At 57.9% G+C, this 21,471-nt stretch carries 20 protein-coding genes and 3 pseudogenes; 10 read left to right on the top strand and 13 right to left on the bottom strand.

The genetic code is table 11. The features are described from left to right. From AC2FF7_RS05165 to AC2FF7_RS05155, 3 genes and pseudogenes are all read right to left on the bottom strand, one after another. Positions 1-84 (bottom strand): annotated as a pseudogene (locus AC2FF7_RS05165) ((2Fe-2S)-binding protein); the annotation flags it as partial. Positions 85-193: 109 nt separating this feature from the next. Then, complete coding sequence (locus AC2FF7_RS05160; protein ID WP_480867569.1) at positions 194-1,195, bottom strand: molybdopterin-binding protein; 1,002 nt, start codon at positions 1,193-1,195, stop codon at positions 194-196. Beyond that, on the bottom strand, positions 1,192-2,160 hold the full coding sequence (locus tag AC2FF7_RS05155) for an XdhC family protein (RefSeq protein WP_480867567.1): 969 nt from the start codon (positions 2,158-2,160) through the stop codon (positions 1,192-1,194). The genes AC2FF7_RS05160 and AC2FF7_RS05155 overlap by 4 nt, the downstream gene beginning before the upstream one ends. A gap of 224 nt (positions 2,161-2,384) precedes the next feature. Between AC2FF7_RS05155 and AC2FF7_RS05150 the strand changes: the two genes are divergently transcribed. After that, positions 2,385-2,885: a hypothetical protein gene (locus tag AC2FF7_RS05150; protein ID WP_480867565.1), complete on the top strand. Its 501-nt coding sequence runs from the start codon at positions 2,385-2,387 to the stop codon at positions 2,883-2,885. 2 nt (positions 2,886-2,887) lie between these two features. On the opposite strand, the gene AC2FF7_RS05145 is transcribed toward AC2FF7_RS05150, so the two are convergent. Continuing rightward, a complete protein-coding gene (locus AC2FF7_RS05145; RefSeq protein WP_496905296.1) occupies positions 2,888-4,144 on the bottom strand; it encodes a vWA domain-containing protein in 1,257 nt (418 codons plus the stop codon). Next, positions 4,144-5,052: an AAA family ATPase gene (locus AC2FF7_RS05140; RefSeq protein WP_496905295.1), complete on the bottom strand. Its 909-nt coding sequence runs from the start codon at positions 5,050-5,052 to the stop codon at positions 4,144-4,146. The genes AC2FF7_RS05145 and AC2FF7_RS05140 overlap by 1 nt, the downstream gene beginning before the upstream one ends. A 152-nt stretch (positions 5,053-5,204) precedes the next feature. Here AC2FF7_RS05140 and pyrC point away from each other — a divergent pair, with 152 nt between their 5' ends. Continuing rightward, complete coding sequence (gene pyrC / locus AC2FF7_RS05135) at positions 5,205-6,242, top strand: dihydroorotase (protein WP_496905294.1); 1,038 nt, start codon at positions 5,205-5,207, stop codon at positions 6,240-6,242. Here pyrC and AC2FF7_RS05130 read toward each other — a convergent pair. Continuing rightward, positions 6,239-7,534, bottom strand: a complete 1,296-nt coding sequence (locus tag AC2FF7_RS05130) for an MmgE/PrpD family protein (RefSeq protein WP_170353099.1) — start codon at positions 7,532-7,534, stop codon at positions 6,239-6,241. The genes pyrC and AC2FF7_RS05130 overlap by 4 nt on opposite strands. A gap of 38 nt (positions 7,535-7,572) precedes the next feature. Continuing rightward, complete coding sequence (locus AC2FF7_RS05125; protein ID WP_170353098.1) at positions 7,573-8,019, bottom strand: type II toxin-antitoxin system RatA family toxin; 447 nt, start codon at positions 8,017-8,019, stop codon at positions 7,573-7,575. A 73-nt stretch (positions 8,020-8,092) separates the two neighbouring features. Here AC2FF7_RS05125 and hpt point away from each other — a divergent pair, with 73 nt between their 5' ends. Further along, complete coding sequence (gene hpt, locus AC2FF7_RS05120; RefSeq protein ID WP_170353097.1) at positions 8,093-8,635, top strand: hypoxanthine phosphoribosyltransferase; 543 nt, start codon at positions 8,093-8,095, stop codon at positions 8,633-8,635. 133 nt (positions 8,636-8,768) lie between these two features. Further along, the gene (locus AC2FF7_RS05115) at positions 8,769-9,128 is read left to right on the top strand and encodes a hypothetical protein (protein WP_353392928.1); all 360 of its coding nucleotides are present in this window, start codon (positions 8,769-8,771) and stop codon (positions 9,126-9,128) included. 4 nt (positions 9,129-9,132) lie between these two features. Here the strand turns inward: AC2FF7_RS05115 and AC2FF7_RS05110 are convergent, their stop codons facing one another. Next, positions 9,133-10,275 (bottom strand): amidohydrolase, encoded by a 1,143-nt coding sequence (locus AC2FF7_RS05110; RefSeq protein WP_496905293.1) that lies wholly within the window; start codon positions 10,273-10,275, stop codon positions 9,133-9,135. Further along, a complete protein-coding gene (gene lipA, locus AC2FF7_RS05105) occupies positions 10,272-11,222 on the bottom strand; it encodes a lipoyl synthase (protein WP_170353094.1) in 951 nt (316 codons plus the stop codon). Before lipA ends, AC2FF7_RS05110 begins: the two co-directional genes overlap by 4 nt. 264 nt (positions 11,223-11,486) lie before the next feature. Here lipA and AC2FF7_RS05100 point away from each other — a divergent pair. Next, positions 11,487-12,035: pseudogene (locus tag AC2FF7_RS05100) on the top strand (peroxiredoxin). A gap of 48 nt (positions 12,036-12,083) precedes the next feature. Here the strand turns inward: AC2FF7_RS05100 and AC2FF7_RS05095 are convergent. Then, entirely contained in the window at positions 12,084-13,007 is a 924-nt protein-coding gene (locus tag AC2FF7_RS05095; protein ID WP_170353092.1) for a hydrogen peroxide-inducible genes activator, read from the bottom strand. A 49-nt stretch (positions 13,008-13,056) separates the two neighbouring features. Next, positions 13,057-14,162: pseudogene (locus AC2FF7_RS05090) on the bottom strand (DUF6456 domain-containing protein). Positions 14,163-14,404: 242 nt separating this feature from the next. Between AC2FF7_RS05090 and AC2FF7_RS05085 the strand changes: the two are divergent. Beyond that, positions 14,405-14,704, top strand: a complete 300-nt coding sequence (locus tag AC2FF7_RS05085) for a DUF6477 family protein (protein ID WP_353392933.1) — start codon at positions 14,405-14,407, stop codon at positions 14,702-14,704. Here the strand turns inward: AC2FF7_RS05085 and AC2FF7_RS05080 are convergent, their stop codons facing one another. Then, positions 14,705-16,249, bottom strand: coding sequence for a trimethylamine methyltransferase family protein (locus AC2FF7_RS05080; protein ID WP_496905292.1), 1,545 nt, complete (start codon positions 16,247-16,249; stop codon positions 14,705-14,707). Positions 16,250-16,404: 155 nt separating this feature from the next. On the opposite strand from AC2FF7_RS05080, the gene AC2FF7_RS05075 reads away from it, so the two are divergent. Beyond that, the gene (locus tag AC2FF7_RS05075) at positions 16,405-17,106 is read left to right on the top strand and encodes a DUF2270 domain-containing protein (protein WP_480867552.1); all 702 of its coding nucleotides are present in this window, start codon (positions 16,405-16,407) and stop codon (positions 17,104-17,106) included. On the opposite strand, the gene AC2FF7_RS05070 is transcribed toward AC2FF7_RS05075, so the two are convergent. Beyond that, the gene (locus tag AC2FF7_RS05070; protein WP_496905291.1) at positions 17,103-17,549 is read right to left on the bottom strand and encodes a GNAT family N-acetyltransferase; all 447 of its coding nucleotides are present in this window, start codon (positions 17,547-17,549) and stop codon (positions 17,103-17,105) included. The genes AC2FF7_RS05075 and AC2FF7_RS05070 overlap by 4 nt on opposite strands. Positions 17,550-17,630: 81 nt before the next feature. Between AC2FF7_RS05070 and guaA the strand changes: the two genes are divergently transcribed. The 3 genes from guaA (at position 17,631) to AC2FF7_RS05055 (ending at position 21,453) form a co-directional block, all read left to right on the top strand. Next, positions 17,631-19,190, top strand: a complete 1,560-nt coding sequence (gene guaA / locus AC2FF7_RS05065; protein ID WP_480867549.1) for a glutamine-hydrolyzing GMP synthase — start codon at positions 17,631-17,633, stop codon at positions 19,188-19,190. 98 nt (positions 19,191-19,288) lie between these two features. After that, positions 19,289-20,194, top strand: a complete 906-nt coding sequence (locus AC2FF7_RS05060; protein WP_496848348.1) for a DMT family transporter — start codon at positions 19,289-19,291, stop codon at positions 20,192-20,194. A gap of 128 nt (positions 20,195-20,322) precedes the next feature. Continuing rightward, entirely contained in the window at positions 20,323-21,453 is a 1,131-nt protein-coding gene (locus AC2FF7_RS05055) for an OmpP1/FadL family transporter (RefSeq protein ID WP_170750935.1), read from the top strand. Positions 21,454-21,471: the final 18 nt, after the last annotated feature.

The following is a 21,471-nucleotide window of genomic DNA, read 5'->3' as shown; positions in this document are numbered from 1 at the left end:
ACGCAAAAATCCAGACAATAACGTCCGACCCTCAACATCACCGCTCACAGCTACGCCGTTCACAGTCATCGAAACCTGTGCCATGAAATCCTCCCGTTTCGTGTTGTTCCTCGGGTCGAGTTAAACACGCGGGTTTTCATTTGAGAACAAAAATCTGAGACGGTTCAGAGGATTGTCGGGCGAGCCCACCACATCAGGGCTTTCGCGAAGACCGGGGCTGCGGGCGTGTCGGGATCTCTTTCAGCAAGCCGCCGACCCCCATTCCAGCGATATCAAGCCCCGTTGTTTCGACCCCACAGGCCACGCGGGACAAAACCCAATCGGCCCCGTTCAGTGCAGGTGAACGCGCGCAGCCCGGCAAGCCAATCACGGGCCGCTCGCCAAGCGCTCCGAGAAATAGAAGGTTGCCCGGATCGACCGGCATTCCGAACCGGTCCACTTGCCCTCCGGCGGCGCGTACCGCCTCGGGTGCCACGTCGTACACGTCAGACGTGGCCGAGCCGGTCAGGATCATGACGATATCCCCTTCAGAGTCGGACACAGCCAAGGACAAAGGTTCCGCCTGATGCGGGACGATCCGAACGTCTGACAGTTCCATCCCCAAGGCTTCGACACGCCCCCTGATCGCGGCAATCCCTTTGTCATTCGACGGGCCGCCGGGAATATCAGTCACCACTAGACCCGCAGTTTTGTGGATCGGCGAGACCATACGGATCGATGCCTGCGCCAGACGTGCCGCGTGCATCACATCGCCTCCGGGCACGGCATAAGAGATAACCTTGATCGTCGCCACCATGCCGCCTTCGCCCATCTGCTGGTATTGCGGAACAGTCGCCACGGTGATCATCGGGTTGACGCGATTGAAAGCCTCCAACGCCTCAACATCCAGCACGGCGACGCCCGGTCCATCCGCCAGCAGATTCACGCGACCGGTAAAAGGTTGGGTCACGCGTAAACCCGCCTCGGTTGGGTTCGGAGCCAGAGCGGCAGCCAGCATCTGGGCGGCCTCATCCTCGTGACAGTCACCCGGTTCAAGTCGCGCGACAGTGACGGAGCCAAAGCCAGCCTCGGTCAGGTCTTCGATGTGGTCTGCCGTCAGCGCGATGCCTTTGCGCAGCTTACGGTCACCGACCTTGATCGAATGGGCTAGGATCGTGCCGACGGCCTCGGCAACGGGGACAGGACCGAACTTCACGCTTTGCCTCGTAACACGGCGGTCATCTGTGCCAATATGGCGACTGCAATTTCGGACGGATCGGCAGCCCCGATATCCAGACCAACCGGACCATGAATGCGGGCAATCTGATCTTCGGTGAACCCGGCCTCGGTCATACGAGCCACGCGTTTGGCATGGGTCCGGGTCGAGCCCAGAGCACCGATGTAAAACACCCCGGCGGCCAACGCTGATTCCAGTGCCGGGTCGTCCAGCTTGGGGTCGTGGGTCAACAACACCACAGCGGTGCGCGAATCCGGACCCAGCTTGGCAACAGCCTCATCCGGCCAATCGGTCAGTATGTTTTCACCCGGAAAACGGGCGCTGGACGCAAAGGCATCCCGTGGGTCGATAATCGCGGGGTCATACCCTGCAATCCGTGCCATCGGCACCAGCGCCTGCGCAATATGAACCGCACCCACGACAATCAGGCGCAAAGGTGGGTTGTGAACAGCCACAAAGGTCTTGCCGTCCTCTTCGAACCCCGAGCGATCCATGCGCAGCCGGTCGGCATACGCGTTGCGACGCAGCGCGCGGTGGCCGGTCTCGACATTGACCTCATAGGCGAGTGGTTCTCGCGCGGCCCGCGCCTCGACCAGATCACGAAGCATGGGTTCGGGCAGAACGCTTCCGATGGGCTCGACCAGCACCCGAATCGTCCCTCCACAGGCCAGACCAACAGCGAACGCATCTTCGTCGCTGACACCAAATTCCAACAGACGTGCTTCGCCTTCATCTATGGCCTCAAGCGCTTCGACGATCACAGCGCCTTCGACACAACCGCCCGAAACCGAGCCTTCGATACGACCATCGCCGCCAATGACCAACTGCGCGCCCACACGGCGCGGGGCGCTTCCCCAAGTCTCAACCACGGTGGCGAGCGCGGCCTTTTTGCCATTGCTGAACCAGCGCAGCGCAGTTTCTGGGCTGTTGTCGAATCTGTCCATTGCGCCCTCCCATAGTGCTTTGACCCAACATAGGCAGGTTTGGCCAGATGAAAAGGAACCCCGACTTTAAGGTCAGACGCCGCAGTCAGGCTTCGGCGCGAATTGGCTGAGTTTTTACCATTTTCTGCAAAGCATTGATTGTCTACAGAGCAGATTCTAGCCTACACATACATCTACTGCATTCCAGTATGCGCATATTTAATTTTCACAAGGGAGACAAAGAGTTGAAACGCATTTTTGCACTCGGAACAGCAATCGGACTTTTGGCATCCACGGCAGTCAGTGCAGATACATTTCTGCGCTATGGCGAGGTCGAGGGCTGGAAGGTATTCATTGATCAGGACAAAAAATCCTGCCTGATTGAGGCTATCGATGACTCCGAAAACGTGGTTCAGATGGGGCTAACCGAAGATCGCGGCGTTGGCTATGTGGGCGTCTTCACCAAAGAAAAAACCGACATCAAGCGCGGCGATACCGAGGCTGTGGCAATTCTGCTGGGAGAAAACCTCTATATCGGTGAAGCCACCGGCATGAAGGGCAACATCACCAAGGGGTATTCGGGCGGTTACGTTCTGTCCAATGATCCCCAATTCGCTGAAGACATTGCCAAGCAAAAGGTGATGCTTGTCTTCCCCGAGAAGGAATTTGCCTTCACCGTGGATCTGACTGGCACCTACAAGGCCATGGAAATGGCCCGCAAGTGCAATGAAGAACAGCTAAGTTAACTCTAACTCGAAAGCGCGGTCATCAGCCGCGCTTTCTCACCCATGTCATCGGGTTTCGAGATGACCTCGGCCAGATCCTCGAGCGAGGCAATCGAATGCCCGGCCCGAAAGCTGTCCACATGCGGCAGCATCGCGGCCACGCCCTGCGCCTTAGGTGCAAACCCGTCCCAGCGCAGCAGTGGGTTCAGCCAGATCAGACGGCGGGCGGAAAGGTGCAGACGCTCCATCTCTTTTCCCAACGCTTGCGGTTCGCCCCGGTCCAATCCGTCCGAGATTAGCAGAACCACCGCACCCTGCCCCATGACGCGCCGCGACCAGTCGCGGTTGAACGCGTGCAGGCATTCGCCGATGCGGGTGCCGCCCTCCCAATCCTGCGCCTCCGCCCCAGCGGCGGCCAAAGCGGCGTCCACATCGCGCTGATGCAGGTGGCGGGTGATATTGGTCAGCCGCGTCCCGAAAGTGAACGCGTGAACCTTGGCCCATCCCGCGCCCTTCGCGTTCGAGACCGAGTGCAGAAAATGAAGGATAATGCGGCTGTATTGGCTCATCGAGCCCGAGATATCACACAGCACCACCAGATTTGGCCAGCGGGTTCGGGGTTTCTGACGGGCGATTTCGTGCAACTCTCCGCCCTGGCGCATGGCGGCGCGCAAGGTGCGGGCGCGGTCTATCCTTTGCCCAACATGGCTGGCTTGACCGCGCCGGGATTCGATTGGTTTTACGGGTAGCGTCATACGGGCCAATATGCGCTTGGCCTGAGCGATCTCGGCGGTGCTCATCTGTTCAAAATCCAGACTGCGCAGGCGTTCCTCGGTCGAGGCGGTTTGTGAGGCGTCGATCTCAAGCTCAGTTTCTTCGCCCGTGTCTTGCGTCTCTGGCTGATCGCGTTCGACACCATCCAGCAGCGCCTCGGCCGCGCGCTTTTCGCCCGCGTCGGCCTTGCGGTCTTCCTGAACACCACGGATCGCCGGCAGCATCATGGCCATCATATGCTCCATATACCGCGGGTCGCGCCAATACATGCGAAAGACCTGCGCGAACACCGTGCGATGTTCGGGACGGTTCACGAAACAGGCGTGCAGGGTCCAGTAGAAATCCTGCTTTTCCGAGAACCCGGCAGCCTGCACCGCGCGGATGGCATCGACAACACGGCCCGTACCTATGGGCAAGCCCGCCTTGCGCAGGGCCCGCGCGAAATGGGTGATGTTCTGCGCCAGTTTGGGGTCATCTGGGATATCTAGGGGAAGCTGCTCCGCCATCACACCGGTTCGAGCGTGGCTTTGGCTTCGTCCAGAATACGTTTTGCCTCAGACCCTTGGAGTTTCTGGATGTCGTCCTGGTACTTCAGGATCGCGCCCAGCGTATCGCCGATCACTTCGGGGCTGAGGTTGATCACATCAAGCGCCAGGAGGCATTTGGCCCAATCGATCGTCTCCGCAACGCCGGGTTTCTTGAACAGGTCTTCGGTGCGCAAATGCTGGACGAAGGCCACCACTTCGCGGCTGAGTTCCTGTGCCGCTTCGGGTGCGCGGGCGTGGAGGATTTCGATCTCGCGCTCGAAATCGGGGTAGTCGACCCAATGATAGAGGCAACGGCGTTTCAGGGCGTCATGCACCTCGCGCGTGCGGTTCGAGGTGACGATGACAATGGGCGGTTCCGGCGCTTTAACAGTGCCCAGTTCGGGGATTGTAACCTGAAAATCGCTGAGCGCCTCCAGCAGAAACGCCTCGAACGGCTCATCCGTGCGGTCCAGTTCGTCAATCAGCAGAACCGGCGCGCCGTGTTCGTCTGGGCGCATAGCCTGCAACAGCGGGCGTTCGATCAGGTAGTCATCCGAAAACAGCTCGGATTGCAGGGCACCCCGGTCAGCGCCGCCCGAAGCTTCGGCGGTGCGGATTGCCACCATTTGCGCCGGGAAGTTCCATTCGTAAACGGCCGAGGACGCGTTCAGCCCTTCGTAACACTGCAGGCGGATCAGGCGGCGGTTCAGCCCGGCGGCCAGCGCCTTGGCGATCTCGGTCTTGCCGACCCCGGCCTCACCCTCCAGAAACAACGGGCGGCCCAGTTTCAGCGACAGGAAAACAACCGTGGCCAAGGCCCGCCCGCAGACATAGCCCTGATCGCCCAGCATAGTCTGAACGGCGTCGATGGAATTTGGCTGCGTCATGGCGATCTCCCTCGGGGCACAAGAGGTCACGACGGCGGGCGCGCGTCAAGACCAGGGCTTTGCAAGGAGTTACGACGTTCGGGCATATTGACAAGGGGCAGCCGTGCATTCGGGGCCTTTCACGGCTGCGCGCACTGTGCTAGCCGGGGGCCATGACCGATACCCTGACGATCCGCCGCCCCGACGACTGGCATCTGCATCTGCGCGACGGCGCAATGTTGCAGGCCGTCCTGCCCGAAACCGCGCGCCATTTCGCCCGCGCGATCATCATGCCGAACCTCGTGCCGCCTGTGGTGCGCGGCGATCAGGCCGCCGCCTATCGCGACCGTATCCTGGCCGCCCTGCCCGACGGGATGAGCTTTGAGCCGCTGATGACCCTCTATCTGACCGAGGACACGGATGCCGAAGACGTCGCCGCCGCCCATGCCAGCGGGCTGATCAAGGCGTGCAAGCTGTACCCGGCTGGAGCCACGACCAATTCGGCCTCGGGTGTGCGGGATTTCGACAAGGTGCGCCCGGTGCTTGAAAAGATGGCCGAGATTGGCCTGCCTATGTGTGTGCATGGCGAGGTCACGGACTCTGACATCGACATTTTCGACCGCGAGGCCGTGTTTATCGACCGTGTTCTGGACCCGATCCGTAATTCGACCCCCGGCTTGCGCGTGGTGATGGAGCATATCACCACCGCAAACGGTGTGGACTACGTCAAGGCCAATGACACCGATCTGGGCGCAACGATCACGGCGCATCACCTGATCATCAACCGTAACCATATTCTGGTTGGCGGGATCAAACCGCATTACTACTGCCTGCCCGTCGCCAAGCGCGAAGAACACCGGCTGGCACTTTTGGCTGCTGCGACCTCGGGTGATGCAAGGTTCTTTTTGGGCACCGACAGCGCGCCGCATACGGATGCGAACAAGGAAATGGCCTGTGGCTGTGCCGGGTGCTTCACCGCGACGAACACGATGTCACTAGTGGCCGAGATGTTCGACCGTGAAGGGGCGTTGGACAAGCTGGAAGGGTTCACCTCGCTCAATGGCCCCGGTTTCTATGGCCTGCCGGTGAATGAGGACACGATCACACTAACCAAGGGCGAACCGGTCGTGTATCCCGAAAAAATCGACTCTGGTGACGGGCCTGTCACGGTGTTCGACCCAGGATTCCCGCTGCATTGGCGCGTGGACTAATCCGCTAGCAATGCCGCCAGATCGCGGGCGCGGCCTCCGGTGCGCAGCATCGACCAGATCGCGTCCGCCTCGTCACCTCCGATCAGCTTGGCAGCCTTGCCACGCACCCGATCCTCACGCTCGGACAAGGGCAACGGGGTCAGAAGATCATGACTGGCCTCTTTGCGCGCGCCGTCACGGCGCAACAGGGTCAGGTGGGCTTGCGTCTCGGACAGCGTTTCATCCTCCTCGACCGTGACGCGGTCGCGCAGCGATGTCAGGCGCGGATCGGCGCAGGTTTTCTCGGAATAGCTGGCGGGCAAGGCGGTGTCATATCCCAGCGCCTGCATCGCAATCACCGTCCGGTATGAAAACTTGGCCCCCAACCCGGTGGTCGGAGACATCTGGTTGCACACGCTCATCCAGCGCGGATGGGTCTTGACCGTGATCTCGGCCACTTCGGGTTCGGCGATGTCCAACGCGCGCGCCGCCTCTAGCGCCGCGTGCAGCCCGTGGCAGCAAGCGTGAAACTTATGGCTTACGGATGTGAACAGCCAATCCTCGCCCAATCCATCCAGAGCGGTCTGCACATCACCCTGCCCCTGATGCGTGGCCCCAAACCCACAGGGGCCTTCCAACGCATCTGCACTGGGGTCGAACCCCTTGGCGATCAGCAGAGCCGCTTCGACCCCGGCCGAGGCCGCAAGCCCCGCGTTATAGGGCTTCCCCATCGTGCCAAATTGCGCCTTCAGCCCCGCCGCTCGGGTGGCCGTCAATCCCAGAACCTTGCGCATCTGCCCAGCGTCAAACCGTAGGATGCGGCCCGCTGCGACCGCTGCCCCGAAAGCCCCGGCGGTGGCCGTTTGATGAAACCCGGCCTGATAGTGGTCGCGCCCTAGCCAGAGACCGACACGGATTGAGACCTCCATCCCCACCAAAGCGGCCTCAAGAACATCCACCAGAATGCGGTCGTCCCACTCTCCAAGCGCAAGGGCCGCTGGCAGAATGGCAACCGAGGGATGGCCAATATGGGCGAAATGCGTGTCGTCATAGTCCAGCGCATGGGACACCGTCCCGTTAACCAGTGCCGCACCTCGCAAGGGCGCGGCCCCACCGCCGAACAGATGCGCCTGTGCTTCGCCGCCCTCGTCAAGAACCAGCGCGCGTACGGATTTCGAAACGGGCTCGTCTTCTCCAGCCCGCCCTACGGCCAGCCAATCCAGAACGGACAAAGACGTTACAATCCGAGCCTGCTGCGACGTAGATACGGGACTGGCCGCGAACCCGGCCAAGGCGTTGGTAAAATCACTCATGCGGCGCAGTCTAGCGTGCGCCGGGGATGGGTAAAGCCTCAGCTGTACAAATCTGCGGCGCGGGCCTCGAAGGCTTTGACCACCCGCTGCATGGCCTCGTTGAACACGACGCCGATGATGCCCTGCAGGATGGCATTCTTGAACTCGAAATCCACATGGAACGAGATGTTGCAGCCCCCATCAGCCGCGTCTTCGAACCGCCAGTCGGATTTCATGTATTTGAACGGCCCGTCCAGATACTCGGTGTCGATCCGGCGATCCTCGGCGTGTAGCGTCACACGGCTGCCGAACCGTTCGCGGAACACTTTGAAGGAAATCACAAGATCGGCCTCTAGCACCTGGGCCTCGCCCGCCGCATAAGTGCGCCTGATCCGGGCCGCCGCGCACCACGGCAAAAACTGCGGGTATTTGGCCACATCCGCGACAAGGTCATACATCTGCTGAGCGGTATACGGCAGGTGACGTGTCTCGGAATGGGTCGGCATGGCGGTCCGCTATTTGCAGGTGACAATGGCGCGTCATGTCGTATGTTGCGCGCCAAAGATCAAGGGGGCAGTGATGACAGACCGCGCATATGTGATAGATGAGATGATCTCGGCCAAGGCCATCGCCGCCCGGATCGAAGAACTTTGCCGCGAGATCACGCAGGAATTCGGCAACACCGACAAGTTGGTTGTTGTGGGTCTGTTGCGCGGCAGTTTTGTGTTCATCGCAGATCTGGTGCGCGAGCTGGATCTGCCAATCGAGGTGGATTTCCTTGAGGCGTCCTCGTACGGCGACTCGATGGAGAGCAGCCGTGAAGTACGCATTCTCAAGGACTTGCGCGGCGCAATTGAAGGACGCGATGTGCTGGTCGTCGAAGATATCGTCGATACTGGCCATACCCTGAACCACGTGACCAAACTGTTGCGCAGCCGTAAACCCGCGCGGCTGAAATCCATCGCCTTGCTCGACAAGCCCAGCAGGCGCGAGGTCGATTTCCGCTCAGACTGGATCGGGTTTGAAATACCTGATGAGTTTGTCGTGGGCTACGGCATCGACTACGCGCAGCGCAATCGCAACCTGCCGTTTATCGGTAAGGTTCGATTTGTCGAAGACTGAGCGGCCTTCTGACCTATCCATCTTGTGCAAGTAGCAGTGGTTAAGCTTCCTAAAAATTCATCTATTGGAATATTATTGGACATTTCTCCCAGCAAGAGACTACCATTCGAGTACTTTGGGAGGTTTTATACATATGAAAACACTGTCTATTGGGATTCTGGCGGCTTTCGCGCTAGTCGCAACAGTTGGAATTGCGGATGCAAAAGACAACAAGGGCAAAGGTAAAGGCCCCGACAAGTCGAAAATTGAAAAGTCGCTAAAAACAAATAAAGGCGTCGGTGTACCGCCCGGACAAATCAAGCGCTATACGCGAGGTCAGAAAATCCCTAATGACTTGGATTTTGACTATCTTGACGATCTGGATGGTTGGAAGTTGAAACCCTTGCCCGCCGGTCAGCGGTATATCCGCGTAGACGACGAAATCCTTTCGATATCCGATGACACAAAGACAGTTATTGATGCCGTTGGAATCGTCGGTGATCTTGTAAACTGAGGGCTCAGCCTACAAGAGATCGAATTACCGCACTGAATACATCTACCCCTACAGGGATCAGCGCATCCGGAAAATCATAGTCCGGGTTGTGCAATTGCGGGTGCGCTTGTCCGGCACCCAACCAAAACATGGCCGCCGCGGCGCTTTTGCCAAACTGGCCGAAGTCCTCGGAAAATTTCTGGGGTTCTGTCGTAAAAGTACAAGGAACGCCGAGCGCGGCGCAGGCCTCAGCTACAGTGGCTACAGCCTGCGCGTTGTTTGTGCAGGCCTCGAACACATCCTCATAGGTGATTTCAACCACAAGACCCTGAGCTTCGGCGGCTTGGGTGACAAGCCCTTCGGCTTCGGCGATCAGGTTCTGCATCCGAGTGTCGGATACCGTGCGCAGCGTAACCCACAGCTCGGCCGCGCCCGGGGCGACGCCAAACGTGGGTTCGCCCAGCCGGGCATGAGTCACAGTGGTCAGGGCGAAATCGGCATTCAGTGCGCCGCCCGATCCCAAACCTGCCAGTTGCGGAATCAAAGACGCAAGCGCTTTTGCCGGAGAGACTCCATCCTGCGGCTCCGCAGCGTGCGAGGTCTTACCCTTAAGCACAACTCTCATCCCGCGTGACGCACAGTTGGCAGGGCCTGCACACAACGACACCTCACCCAGCGCGAGGCCGGGCAGATTGTGCAACGAAAATACATGGTCCGGCGCGATGGGCGCGAACTGGGGATCAGCGCGAAAGCCTGCAGCCCCCTGCCCGGTCTCCTCGGCGGGTTGATAGATCAGAACCACCCGGCCCCTTTTCGGGCGGGTCTCCGCCAGATGATCAGCTACGCCCAGAACCATGACCATATGGCCATCATGTCCACACAGATGCCCCTTGCCCACCACGCGCGAAGCATAGCCTGCATCCGATATTTCCTGAATCGGCAGCCCGTCCAACTCGCACCTTATCGCCACTGTGGGCCCGGGCTGGCCGCTGTCGAATACTCCAGCCACGCCATGCCCGCCGATCCCGGTCAATACCTGATCGGCATCGCGCGCGCGCAATTCATCAGCGATCCGGGCGGCCGTTTCGGTCTCGTGCCCGGACAATTCAGGATATTGATGCAATTCGTGCCGCAGCCGGGTCAGCCGGGCCAACGCCTCGGGGCTCACCCTTGTTCGAGCTTTGCCTGACGAGCGTCACGCAGGCGCGCAAAGTCGTCACCTGCGTGATATGACGAACGTGTTAGCGGAGTCGCCGATACCATCAGGAAACCTTTACCAAAAGCAGCCTTCTCGTATGAAGCGAACTCCTCGGGCGTTACAAAGCGGTCAACACCGTGATGTTTTGGCGTCGGCTGTAGGTATTGGCCAATGGTCAGAAAATCGATATCGGCAGCGCGCATGTCATCCATAACCTGCCGAACCTCTTGCTCGCCCTCACCCAGTCCAACCATGATGCCGGATTTGGTGAAGATCGAGGGGTCCATCTCTTTCACCCGCTGCAACAGGCGCAGGCTGTGGAAATAGCGCGCACCGGGGCGGACTTGCGGATAGAGGCCGGGAACGGTTTCCAGATTGTGGTTGAACACATCCGGCTTGGCCTCGACCACGGTTTCCAGAACCGCAGGATCACACTTCAGAAAATCGGGGGTCAGAATCTCGATCGTGGTCTTGGGCGAGCGATGACGCACGGCGCGGATGGTCTGCGCAAAATGCTCGGCCCCACCATCGGCAAGATCATCACGGTCCACCGAAGTGATAACCACGTGGTTTAGCCCCAGCTTTTGCACCGCATGGGCCACGCGGCCCGGCTCGAACGCATCCAGTTCATCAGGGCGGCCAGTGGCGATGTTGCAGAAGGTGCAGCCACGGGTACAGATTTCGCCCATGATCATCATGGTGGCGTGGCCTTGGCTCCAGCATTCGCCGACATTGGGGCACCCGGCTTCTTCGCAAACGGTGACCAAATTGTTTTCACGCATAATCTTGTGCGTTTCTGCATAGCCCTTGCCCCCCGGTGCCCGCACCCGAATCCATTTCGGTTTTTTCGGCTGCGCATTGTCCTGACGATGCGCTTTTTCGGGATGACGTTGTTCGGGGATCTTCAGATCACGCACGGCGGCTTTCCTGACTTAGGGTCACTTGAGTGGGATTTAGTACATTCCTGTGTAACAAGCTAGCCCAACCGTGCATAGCTGCCATGACCGCGCACCATGCTTCCGCAGAATACTGGCTGTACTGATTCAATCGATTATCGCGATATTTCAGCGTCTTCCAATAAATATCAGAAAATTCGCATCTGCGAAAACAATCGCATTGAAGCACATTTAGAACTGTTTTAAATCCGCCTCAATTCACACAGGAATCACAGGAATTTGAACATGAAGACCGGGACCGAGCTGCCGAAAGTGACCTTCCGCACCCGAGTGCGTGACGAGGCCGTCGAAGGCCCCAACCCCTATCGCTGGGAAGACAAGACCACCACAGATTACTTCGCCGGCAAGCGCGTGATCCTGTTCTCGTTGCCAGGTGCATTCACGCCCACCTGCTCGACCTACCAACTGCCCGGTTTTGAAAACGGCTTTGCCGACTTCAAGGAAAACGGCATTGATGAGATCTACTGCATGTCGGTCAATGACAGCTTTGTCATGAACAAATGGGCGCAAGATTAGGGCTTGAAGAACGTCAAGGTCATTCCCGATGGATCGGGTGAGTTCACACGAAAGATGGGGATGCTGGTCGACAAAGACAATCTGGGATTCGGAATGCGTTCGTGGCGCTATGCGGCCATCATCACCGACGGCGTTGTCGAAGCGTGGTTCGAAGAGCCCGGACTGATGGATAACTGCCCCGAAGACCCCTATGGCGTGTCATCTCCGGAAAATCTGATGACGCATCTGGAAGCAGAGAAAGAACTAACTCTGGCCTGATCGCGACTTTGAGTACCTCTGCAAGACCCGCCCTGTTGGCGGGTCTTTTCATGTCCGCGTTGCCGAAACGATATCCGTTCCGACAGCTCGGATGACCCCGGCCAGACTGTCAAACCAGTCTTCGCCCCGGGTAGAAATCCGACGCACCAACCCTACAGTCCGGAAGGGTTGTGGTGCGCCGAAACGCTTTAAGCTCAGACCGCGCACAGCGCCAATCTCAGCCTGCGCGGCCAGTTCCGGCATCAAGGTCAAACCAAATCCCTCGGCAACAAGACGCGACAATGTCGCCAGCGAAGAAGCCCCCATATTAATCAAGCCGCTGCTGCGGTCCTGACCGCAGACCTCCAGCGCTTGATCTGTCAGGCAATGCCCGTCGTCCAAAAGCATCAACTGAGTGGTTTGAAGGTCCACCGGTCGCAAAGCCTCAGTGTCGCGCTGCATGGTTTGCAACCGGCCAGCACTGCCCGCCAGTAAAAACCTGTCTTCGAACAAAGGCTGCTCGAACAACTCAGAGCCGCCCGAGGGCAGAGCCATGACCCCCGCATCAATGTCACCAGCCCGTAGCATGTCCAACAGTCGATCGGTGCGCGCCTCGCGAATCTGCACGCGCAACGAAACGTCCATCGTCCGCAATCCTGCTAAAACACCGGGTAGAATATAGGGTGCAATCGTCGGGATGATCCCGATCGACAATGACCGGTGACCGCCCGAATGATCCCGAGCAAACTGGTCGAGACGACTAGCGGCCCCCAAAACCTGCTGCGCATAGTCCAGAACATCCCGCCCCAACGGGGTTAACAGGATGTCGCGCGCTTGTCGTTCAAACAGCGGGCCGCCCAGCGTTTCCTCAAGCGTTTTGATCTGCACTGACAGGGCGGGTTGTGACACGTTGCATTTCTGCGCCGCCCTGCCGAAATTTCGCTGTTCGGCCACTGCGCTGAAATATTGAAGTTGTCGGAGCGTAAAATTCATAACCCCTGATTATCTCAATGCGCATTATCCGCAACCGTAAATTATCGCGCTAGCCTATCATCCGGCTCTTTTCGGCTTGGCTCTCATAGTGGCGTTTCAACCGTTGAAGTGCAATCCGCAGCACAATTTTGCCCGAGCGTGCAGACCACCCCATGCGTTTCTCGGCCAGTTCCAAACCCTCCAGATAACAGCAGCAGCGCAGTGCAACATCGCTGAGGCCCGACCCCAGATCGGACAGAGCCCGCTCGACCCGATCGCGCGCATCGGACGAGCCCCGCCCGTCCTTCACACCCGCGCCAAAACTGCCGCGCCCTCCTGCCGTCAGGAAATGATCCCAGTTCTGCGCGACCTGAGGACCGATCTGAGCAAGTTCAAAATCCTCACGCAGCCTCTCACCCGCCCGAACCAGTGCTTCGTCCAGAAAAGGCTTTCCGTCCCGATCCCGACGCCGCGCCAAGGCGATCAGAGGGCTTTCAGCGGCGCTGTACCGTATGCGCCGCGGACGTTCTGTCTTTGTAGCGCCCACTTGCGCAAGGGATGAGGCCATCTGAAACGGCGCTTGTGCCTCGGCCAACCCGAAATCATTTCGATTATGTGCCTTGTTTCCGCCTCGGCCACAAGCTGGCTTAGCGCAGCACGACCCGAAGTCGAAATCCGATAACGTGAAATTCGTCCGGGGTTATCGCACGTGATCCAGTCCTTCAAAGCCAAGGCTTGAGCGGTTTTGCAATCCACTACAGCCGTCCGCGTGGTACCGCTGTCACCCGCATCGCGCACTACAACGGCCTTATCCATTTCTTCGGCCACGGCTAGAACTGACCCAGTTTCGCAAAGCCGCCTGAGAACGCGCATCGCCTCTCGATTGAATTTTTCCTCGGCCGCAGCAAGATCGTCTTCCTGAGCGGCCGGAAAGGTGCAACTCTGTTGAGCTGTGTCCAAAAAATAAGCTTCCGCCAGCGTCTGAAGCGCAGCATCCACCAGCGGATCGTCTCGCCGCATCTCAATCCGGCGAATTTGTCTGAGTATGGTCGACGCATGGCACCCCGCTGACCGCGCTATATCGCGGATCGACTGACCGGTTTCGGTATGCGCGAGATACCTCTGCGCCCCTTCGGGTACCCAAGCCGGAATGGTAAAAGCCACGTTATTTTCCATAGTTACTTGCCCTCGTCGACAAAACAATTCCGTTCCCAATCGCCCCCGATAAATGTGTTAACCAATTCTAACTAGAGCCGCTTTCGTTACTCGTTCGTTAACCAACAGGGACGAAAACCAGATTTGCTTCAAAATCATAAACACTCATGAAACCATCGTTCGGAGGGAATGCTGTTAAGGCACCGCCCGCTTAGGTTGTGTGACAAAGAGGGCAACTTTTACTCGGACCAAGGAACCCCGACATGCAGGACCTGATGACCATGATAGCTGCCCTTCGCCGCCCTCGTTTGCTGGCGCGGGCTGCAAAACACGGAGCGCAGGACTACGATCGAGATCGTCATCTTCAACGTCTGTTGGGCTATGGTGCACTGCCCGGATCTGGCGCGGCACTCATGCAGTTGATGGAAATGGAGAAAGATGTAAACGCGCAAAGGCTGGCCGAAGACGCCGCCTATTCTCTGGTCCGCCATCTGGACCTGTTGATCGCGTTACTAGGCGAGGCGCAGCTGTACAAGGCCAGCCGCGCCGCGCAATATCAGTGATCAGGCAAAGGCATCCGGCATAGAGGCCTTTTTCTTCTCGATATACTCATTCAGAGCGGCATGGATCGCCGGGTCGAGCTGCGGCTGCTGGTAGTTTGCCAGCAGATGTTCGACCCGCGAAGTGGCCAGTTGCCGTGTATCCCGACCGCCTTCATCTTCCCAGGTTTCGAATGGCTTGTAGTCAAGCAGTTCCGATTTCCAGAACGCGTCCTTGAAGTTGGCCTGCGTGTGGGCGCAGCCAAGGTAGTGACCACCGGGGCCCACTTCGCGGATCGCATTCATCGCCTGTGCGTTGTCGTCAAAGGCGACGCCTTTGGCCACGCCGTGCAGAACACCCAACTGGTCAGCATCCATGACGAACTTTTCAAAGTCCGCCACCAGACCACCTTCCAGCCAGCCGCAGGAATGCAGCATAAAGTTAACACCGGCCATCAGCCCCATGTTCAGCGAGTTAGCGGTTTCATATGCGGCCTGCGCGTCAGGCAGTTTCGAGCCGCAGAACGACCCTGCTGACCGGTATGGCAACCCAAGGCGTCGCGCCAACTGACCCGCACCATAGGTAACCAAAGACGCCTCAGGCGTCCCGAAGGTTGGCGCGCCCGAATTCATGTCTATCGACGACACAAACGCGCCAAAGATCGCTGGTGCGCCGGGACGGATGATCTGGCTATAGGCGACACCGGCCAGAACCTCGGCCAGAACTTGCGTCAGCGTCCCCGCTACCGAAACCGGAGCCATCGCACCTCCCACGATGAAGGGCGAGATGATGCAGGCTTGATTGTTCGCGGCGTACACCTCCAGCGAGCCCATCATCACATCGTCGAAGGTCATCGGCGAGTTGATGTTGGTCAACGAGGTCATGACGGTGTTTTCCTGCACGAACTCTTTGCCGAACAGAATCTCGCACATCTCGACCGAGTCCTGCGCGCGGCTTGGATCAGTAACCGAACCCATGAAGGGTTTGTCCGACAAAGTCATATGCGCCATCAACATATCCAGGTGGCGCTTGTTCACCGGCACATCTGTCGGTTCGCAGACCGTACCACCCGAGTGGTGCAACCACTTGGACATGTAGGCCAGTTTCACGAACTTGTTGAAATCATCCATGGTCGCGTAACGACGACCACCCTGAGCATCACGCACAAATGGAGGGCCATAAACCGGTGCAAGAACCAGGTTGCGGCCGCCGACAACCACCGATTTTTCGGGGTTTCGCGCGTGCTGCGTGAATTCGCTGGGCGCGGTTTTAATCAGTTCACGCGCCAACCCTCGGGGGATACGCACACGCTCGCCATCAATGTCGGCACCGGCGTTCTTCCAGCGCACTAGTGCAGCGGGGTTGTCGACAAAGTTGACGCCAACCTCGGCCAGAATGGTTTCAGCGTTGCTTTCGATAATTTCCAGCGCTTCCTCGTTCAGAACTTCAAAATTCGGAATGTTGCGCTCGATATACTTCGCCGTTTCGATACGAACCGCGGTACGCTCGGCCCGGCGGGCGGCTCCGCCACCGCTTCTGGCTCTGCGTCGGGTGTTTGCCTCTGTCATGAGATGATCCCGTTAAACATGTTCACGTTGGACATTGTGTTACCGGAACAACCGGAGTCACCAGACGTGGATTACGTCGCAATAGGGGTAAAAGCGACATGATCAGCCATTCGCTTTTGTTTTGACCCAATTTCACGAATGCTCAAAATGTAAGCATGGATTCGGAAACGCCTCACGCCGCGGGCCCATCTGCGGAACGAAAAAATCTGGACGCGGCCGAGATTGGTGCAGTTGCGCACCTTTACCGCGGCGAAGTTTACCGGAGCACGATCTGGCGCACACGACTGGACACCACGACCAACTGGGCAGTTGTCACATTGGGCGTTGCGCTGTCGATTTCTTTTTCATCGCCCGAGGCTTCGCCGCTTCCACTGGTACTTGTTGGCGTTCTGATTATCCTTTTCCTGATGCTCGAAGCGCGGCGCTACCGGTATTTCAATGTGTGGCGCGCCCGGGCCAGATGGCTGGAAACCCATTTCTATGCACCACTTCTGTATGACGGCGATCTTCACATGGAAGAGAACTGGCAAAAGGTTTTGGCTCAGGACTATTTACACCCACGCTACCACGTCAGCCTGATGATCGCGATCGGGCGGCGAATCCGAAGGAATTATCTGTGGATTTTATTGATCCAGAGCCTTGCCTTTTGCGTCAAGATTTCGGTCCATCCGACGCCAGTTGAAAGTTTTCATCAGGCCCTCGATCGAGCGGATGTCGGCCCCATTCCCGGTGAGTTTCTTATTATCACAGGTATTTTCTACATACTTTGTTGGTCCCTCATCGCGATCTGGAGTTACCGGGCAGATGTCAGCCGTGCCTCTCATCGAGGTCGCGAAAAATCGGAATCGATGGGCTAATCTGCTTCGAGTGTTTTTTGCATGGCCACAGAATTTCCGCTGACTTCTGATTCAATCCAACCCAGATGCGCATAGATCGCGCGGGTATCTCGCATCAGCCGGTGCGTGCGCAATACCATCAGGGTGCATCCGGCTTCGCGCGCTTCGGCTTCGGCCCGGGCAAGCAGTTTTCCGGCAATTCCCTGCCCTTGTGCCTTTGGTGAGACGGCCAGATTAAAAACCTTCATCTCGGCCCCTTGCCGTGCAAAAATGATCACCCCCGCCAAACAGTCATCTGAAACGGCAATAACCACCCTATTGTCAGCGATATCCTGATCAATACCCGCAGTCACATCCGGTAAATCGGTAAGGTATTCACGCGCGCTTAAATAAGCCGCATTTATGCAATCAGTGATCGCCGTGGCGTCTTTCTGAGTCGCGTTCGCGAAACGAATGGCAGTCATTGATCCAATCTCCCTCTCGTATCTGGTCAGAAACACCTCATAACGCTTGCACATACCCGCCGTGCAACCTAATAGCCAACCATGAGCCAGACATCCCATGACCGCCTATTGATCATCGACTTCGGCAGCCAGGTAACGCAGCTTATCGCCCGTCGCCTGCGCGAGCTTAACGTCTACTGCGAAATCCACCCCTACCAGAATGTTACTATGGACTTTGTGCGCCAGATGGCACCCAAGGCTGTAATCTTCTCAGGCGGACCGGACAGCGTCACACGCGAGGGCTCACCCCGCGCCCCGCAAGAAATTTTCGACTATGGCGTGCCGATCCTTGGTATCTGCTACGGCCAGCAAGTGATGATGCACCAACTGGGTGGCAAGGTCGAAAGCGGCCACGGTACTGCCGAATTCGGTCGTGCCTTCGTCACTCCCAAGGGTCAGCTGGACATTCTGGACGGTTGGTTCGCCGAGGGTGACGAGCAGGTCTGGATGAGCCATGGCGATCACGTCAGTGAAATCGCTCCGGGGTTTGAGGTGTTCGGGACGTCTCCAAATGCGCCCTTTGCCATCACCGCCGACAGCTCGCGCCATTTCTATGCAGTACAGTTCCACCCCGAGGTGCACCACACCCCCAAAGGTGCGAAACTGTATGAGAATTTCGTCAGGCTGGCTGGGTTCAGCGGCGACTGGACCATGGGCGCCTATCGCGAGCAGATGATCGAACAAATCCGCGAACAGGTGGGCGACAAGAAAGTCATTTGCGGTCTGTCCGGCGGCGTCGACAGCTCGGTCGCCGCGATCCTGATCCACGAGGCGATCGGCGACCAGTTGACCTGTGTGTTCGTCGACCATGGGTTGCTGCGCAAGAACGAGGCCGAGGAAGTCGTCGGCATGTTCCGCGACAACTATAACATCCAGCTAATCCACGCCGATGAAAGCGAGCTGTTCCTTGGTGAGCTGGAAGGCCAGTCCGACCCCGAGACCAAACGCAAGATCATCGGCAAGCTGTTCATCGACGTGTTCCAGAAACACGCCGACACCATCGACGGTGCCGAGTTCCTGGCACAAGGTACGCTCTACCCGGACGTTATTGAATCGGTGTCCTTTTCCGGCGGTCCGTCGGTCACGATCAAGTCGCACCACAATGTCGGCGGCCTGCCCGAGAAAATGGGCCTGAAACTTGTCGAGCCGCTGCGCGAACTGTTCAAGGACGAGGTCCGCGCTTTGGGCCGCGAACTGGGCCTGCCTCAGAGTTTCATCGGTCGTCACCCCTTCCCCGGCCCCGGCCTGGCGATCCGCTGCCCTGGCGAAATCACCCGCGAAAAGCTGGAAATTCTACGCGAGGCAGATGCCGTCTATATCGACCAAATTCGTAAACACGGCCTTTACGACGAGATTTGGCAGGCCTTCGTGGCGATCCTGCCCGTGCGCACCGTGGGTGTAATGGGTGACGGGCGCACTTATGACTATGCCTGCGCCCTTCGGGCCGTGACCTCGGTCGATGGTATGACCGCAGATTACTACCCCTTCACCCATGAATTCCTGGGCGAAACCGCCACGCGGATCATCAACGAGGTCAAGGGCATCAACCGATGCACTTATGACATCACCTCGAAGCCTCCGGGCACAATCGAGTGGGAATGACGCAAAAAGCCGGGCCATCGCCCGGCTTTTTTGTTTCTGCGCGACAGATTTCCGGTTACGTATCAGAACAATACACATCAGAGTTAACAGGGCCTTGCATGGAAACTTCCAGACCGCAAATCGGCAAGGCCGCGTTATGGATGCTCGGTGCGATCGCTTCGTTTTCCTCAATGGCGGTAGCCGGACGCGAGCTGAGCGTGACGCATGACACGTTCGAAATCATGTTCTACCGCAGCATTGTCGGCATCTTGGTGGTCGGCCTTGTTCTTACGGCAACCGGTAATTGGCATCAGGTCTCAACGCACAGGCTGGGGCTGCACGGCGTTCGGAACGTGTTGCATTTCACCGGGCAAAATCTGTGGTTCTACGCCGTTTCGGTAGTTCCGCTGGCGCAAGTGTTTGCACTGGAATTTACGCAGCCCATCTGGGTGATCCTGTTGTCCCCGCTCCTGCTGGGTGAGCGTTTGACCACAATTCGCGTCCTGTCGGCCCTGATCGGATTCCTCGGTATCCTCATCGTGGCGCGTCCGGGGGCCGTTCCCCTCAGCGCGGGCGTAGTGGCCGCCGCCATGTCTGCGATCTTCTTTGCCCTGACGACGATCTCGACAAAAAAACTGACCCAATTCGCAAGCATCGGGTGCATTATGTTCTGGCTGACTGTTATTCAGGCCGGCCTCGGGTTTGCCGCTTCTGCATTCGATGGCCAGATCACCCTGCCGACATTATCAACCGCCCCTTTCCTGCTGCTCGTCGGGCTGGCTGGGTTGCTTGCGCATTTCTGTATTACGAACGCTCTGGCGATTGCTCCGGCCACAGTTGTGGTGCCTTTCGACTTCGCCAGACTGCCGACAATCGCGATTGTCGGGGTGATTCTCTACCAAGAACCACTGGATCACTGGACGCTTTTAGGGGCCGTTGTGATCTTTGCAGGTATCTTTCTGAACGTTCACGCCGAAAATCGTAACAGTTTAGCAACAGTTCCTCGCGACACTCAGCGCAAGTAACGCACCGTCACCAGTTGACGCTAAAATGAACCCCGAGTGAATATTGAGCATCATAAGTAAACACCACACTGCGCGCACTCACATCACAGCACTGCGCAGCATACAGGAAAGTATAAGGGAGGAATTTCATGAAAAAGGCGCTTCTACAGGCGTGCGCTTTGTGCGTTGGCGCGACTGGCGTGCATGCCGCAGGACTTGATCGCAGCGGTCAGGGCATCAACCTGATTTTCGAAGACGGTTCGGTGGTCCAGGCGCGCCTGGGTTACGCAAACCCAGATATCAGCGGTGAGCAGAATGGTGTGGATTCCGGAAACGTCGGTGAAAGCTTTTTCTCTCCGGGTCTGGGCTACAAACGGGCCCTGACGGATAAATTGGATTTTGCTCTTATCTACGACCAACCTTTTGGCGCAGACGTTGAATATCCATCGAACTACCCGCTCTCTCAGAACCCATTGGCGCAGTTTGGTGGTCGAACTGATGTTCTGCGTGCAGAAGCCGATGTCGATGCCATCACCGCCGTCCTGCGTTACAAAGTTGGAAACGGTTTCAGCGCGCTTGGTGGTATCCGAGGTCAGCGAATTGATGCAAACGTAGCTGTTCCCGCCGTCTTGGGTTACGAGGTGGATTTCGACAACACTACGGACTTTGGATATCTGGTAGGTGTTGCTTGGGAGCGTCCTGAAATTGCCGCGCGTGTTTCTTTGGTCTACAATTCTAAGATCACCCACGACATAGGCACTACTGAATCTTTCAATGCCTTGGGACCGACAGGTGTTGTTCTCCTGACCGAGGACTCAACAACCAGAGTCGAGACGCCTCAGTCCATCAACTTGGATTTCCAAACCGGCGTTGCACCTAAAACTCTGGTCTTCGGCTCCGTGCGTTGGGTTGATTGGCCGCAGGCTGACGTTTCGCCTCAGGCGTTCACAGCGCTGCCGCCCAACAGTGATCCACTTGTGAGCTTTGCTGACGAAACGTTCACATACACGCTGGGTGTGGGCTATCAGTTCTCGGATGAATTCTCCGGAGCATTCTCCTTGGGCTATGAAAGAGACACAGGCTCAGAGGTGTCCAACCTGGGCCCGACCAACGGTTTCTGGAGCGTCGGCGTCGGTGGCACCTACTCGATTGAGAAAGCTCAGATCTCGGGCGGTATTCGCTACACTGATATCGGCGACGCGACCACAACCACTGGCGGCGAGTTCAGCGGAAACTCGGCCTGGAGCGTCGGTCTGCAGCTGACCTACGCGCTGGACTAATCAGATTAATCCAAACCA

It is taken from the genome of Ruegeria sp. YTSC325 (genome assembly GCF_059609525.1).
Note: the sequence above shows the minus strand (reverse complement) of the source record. Positions and strands in the feature narration are given on the sequence as shown.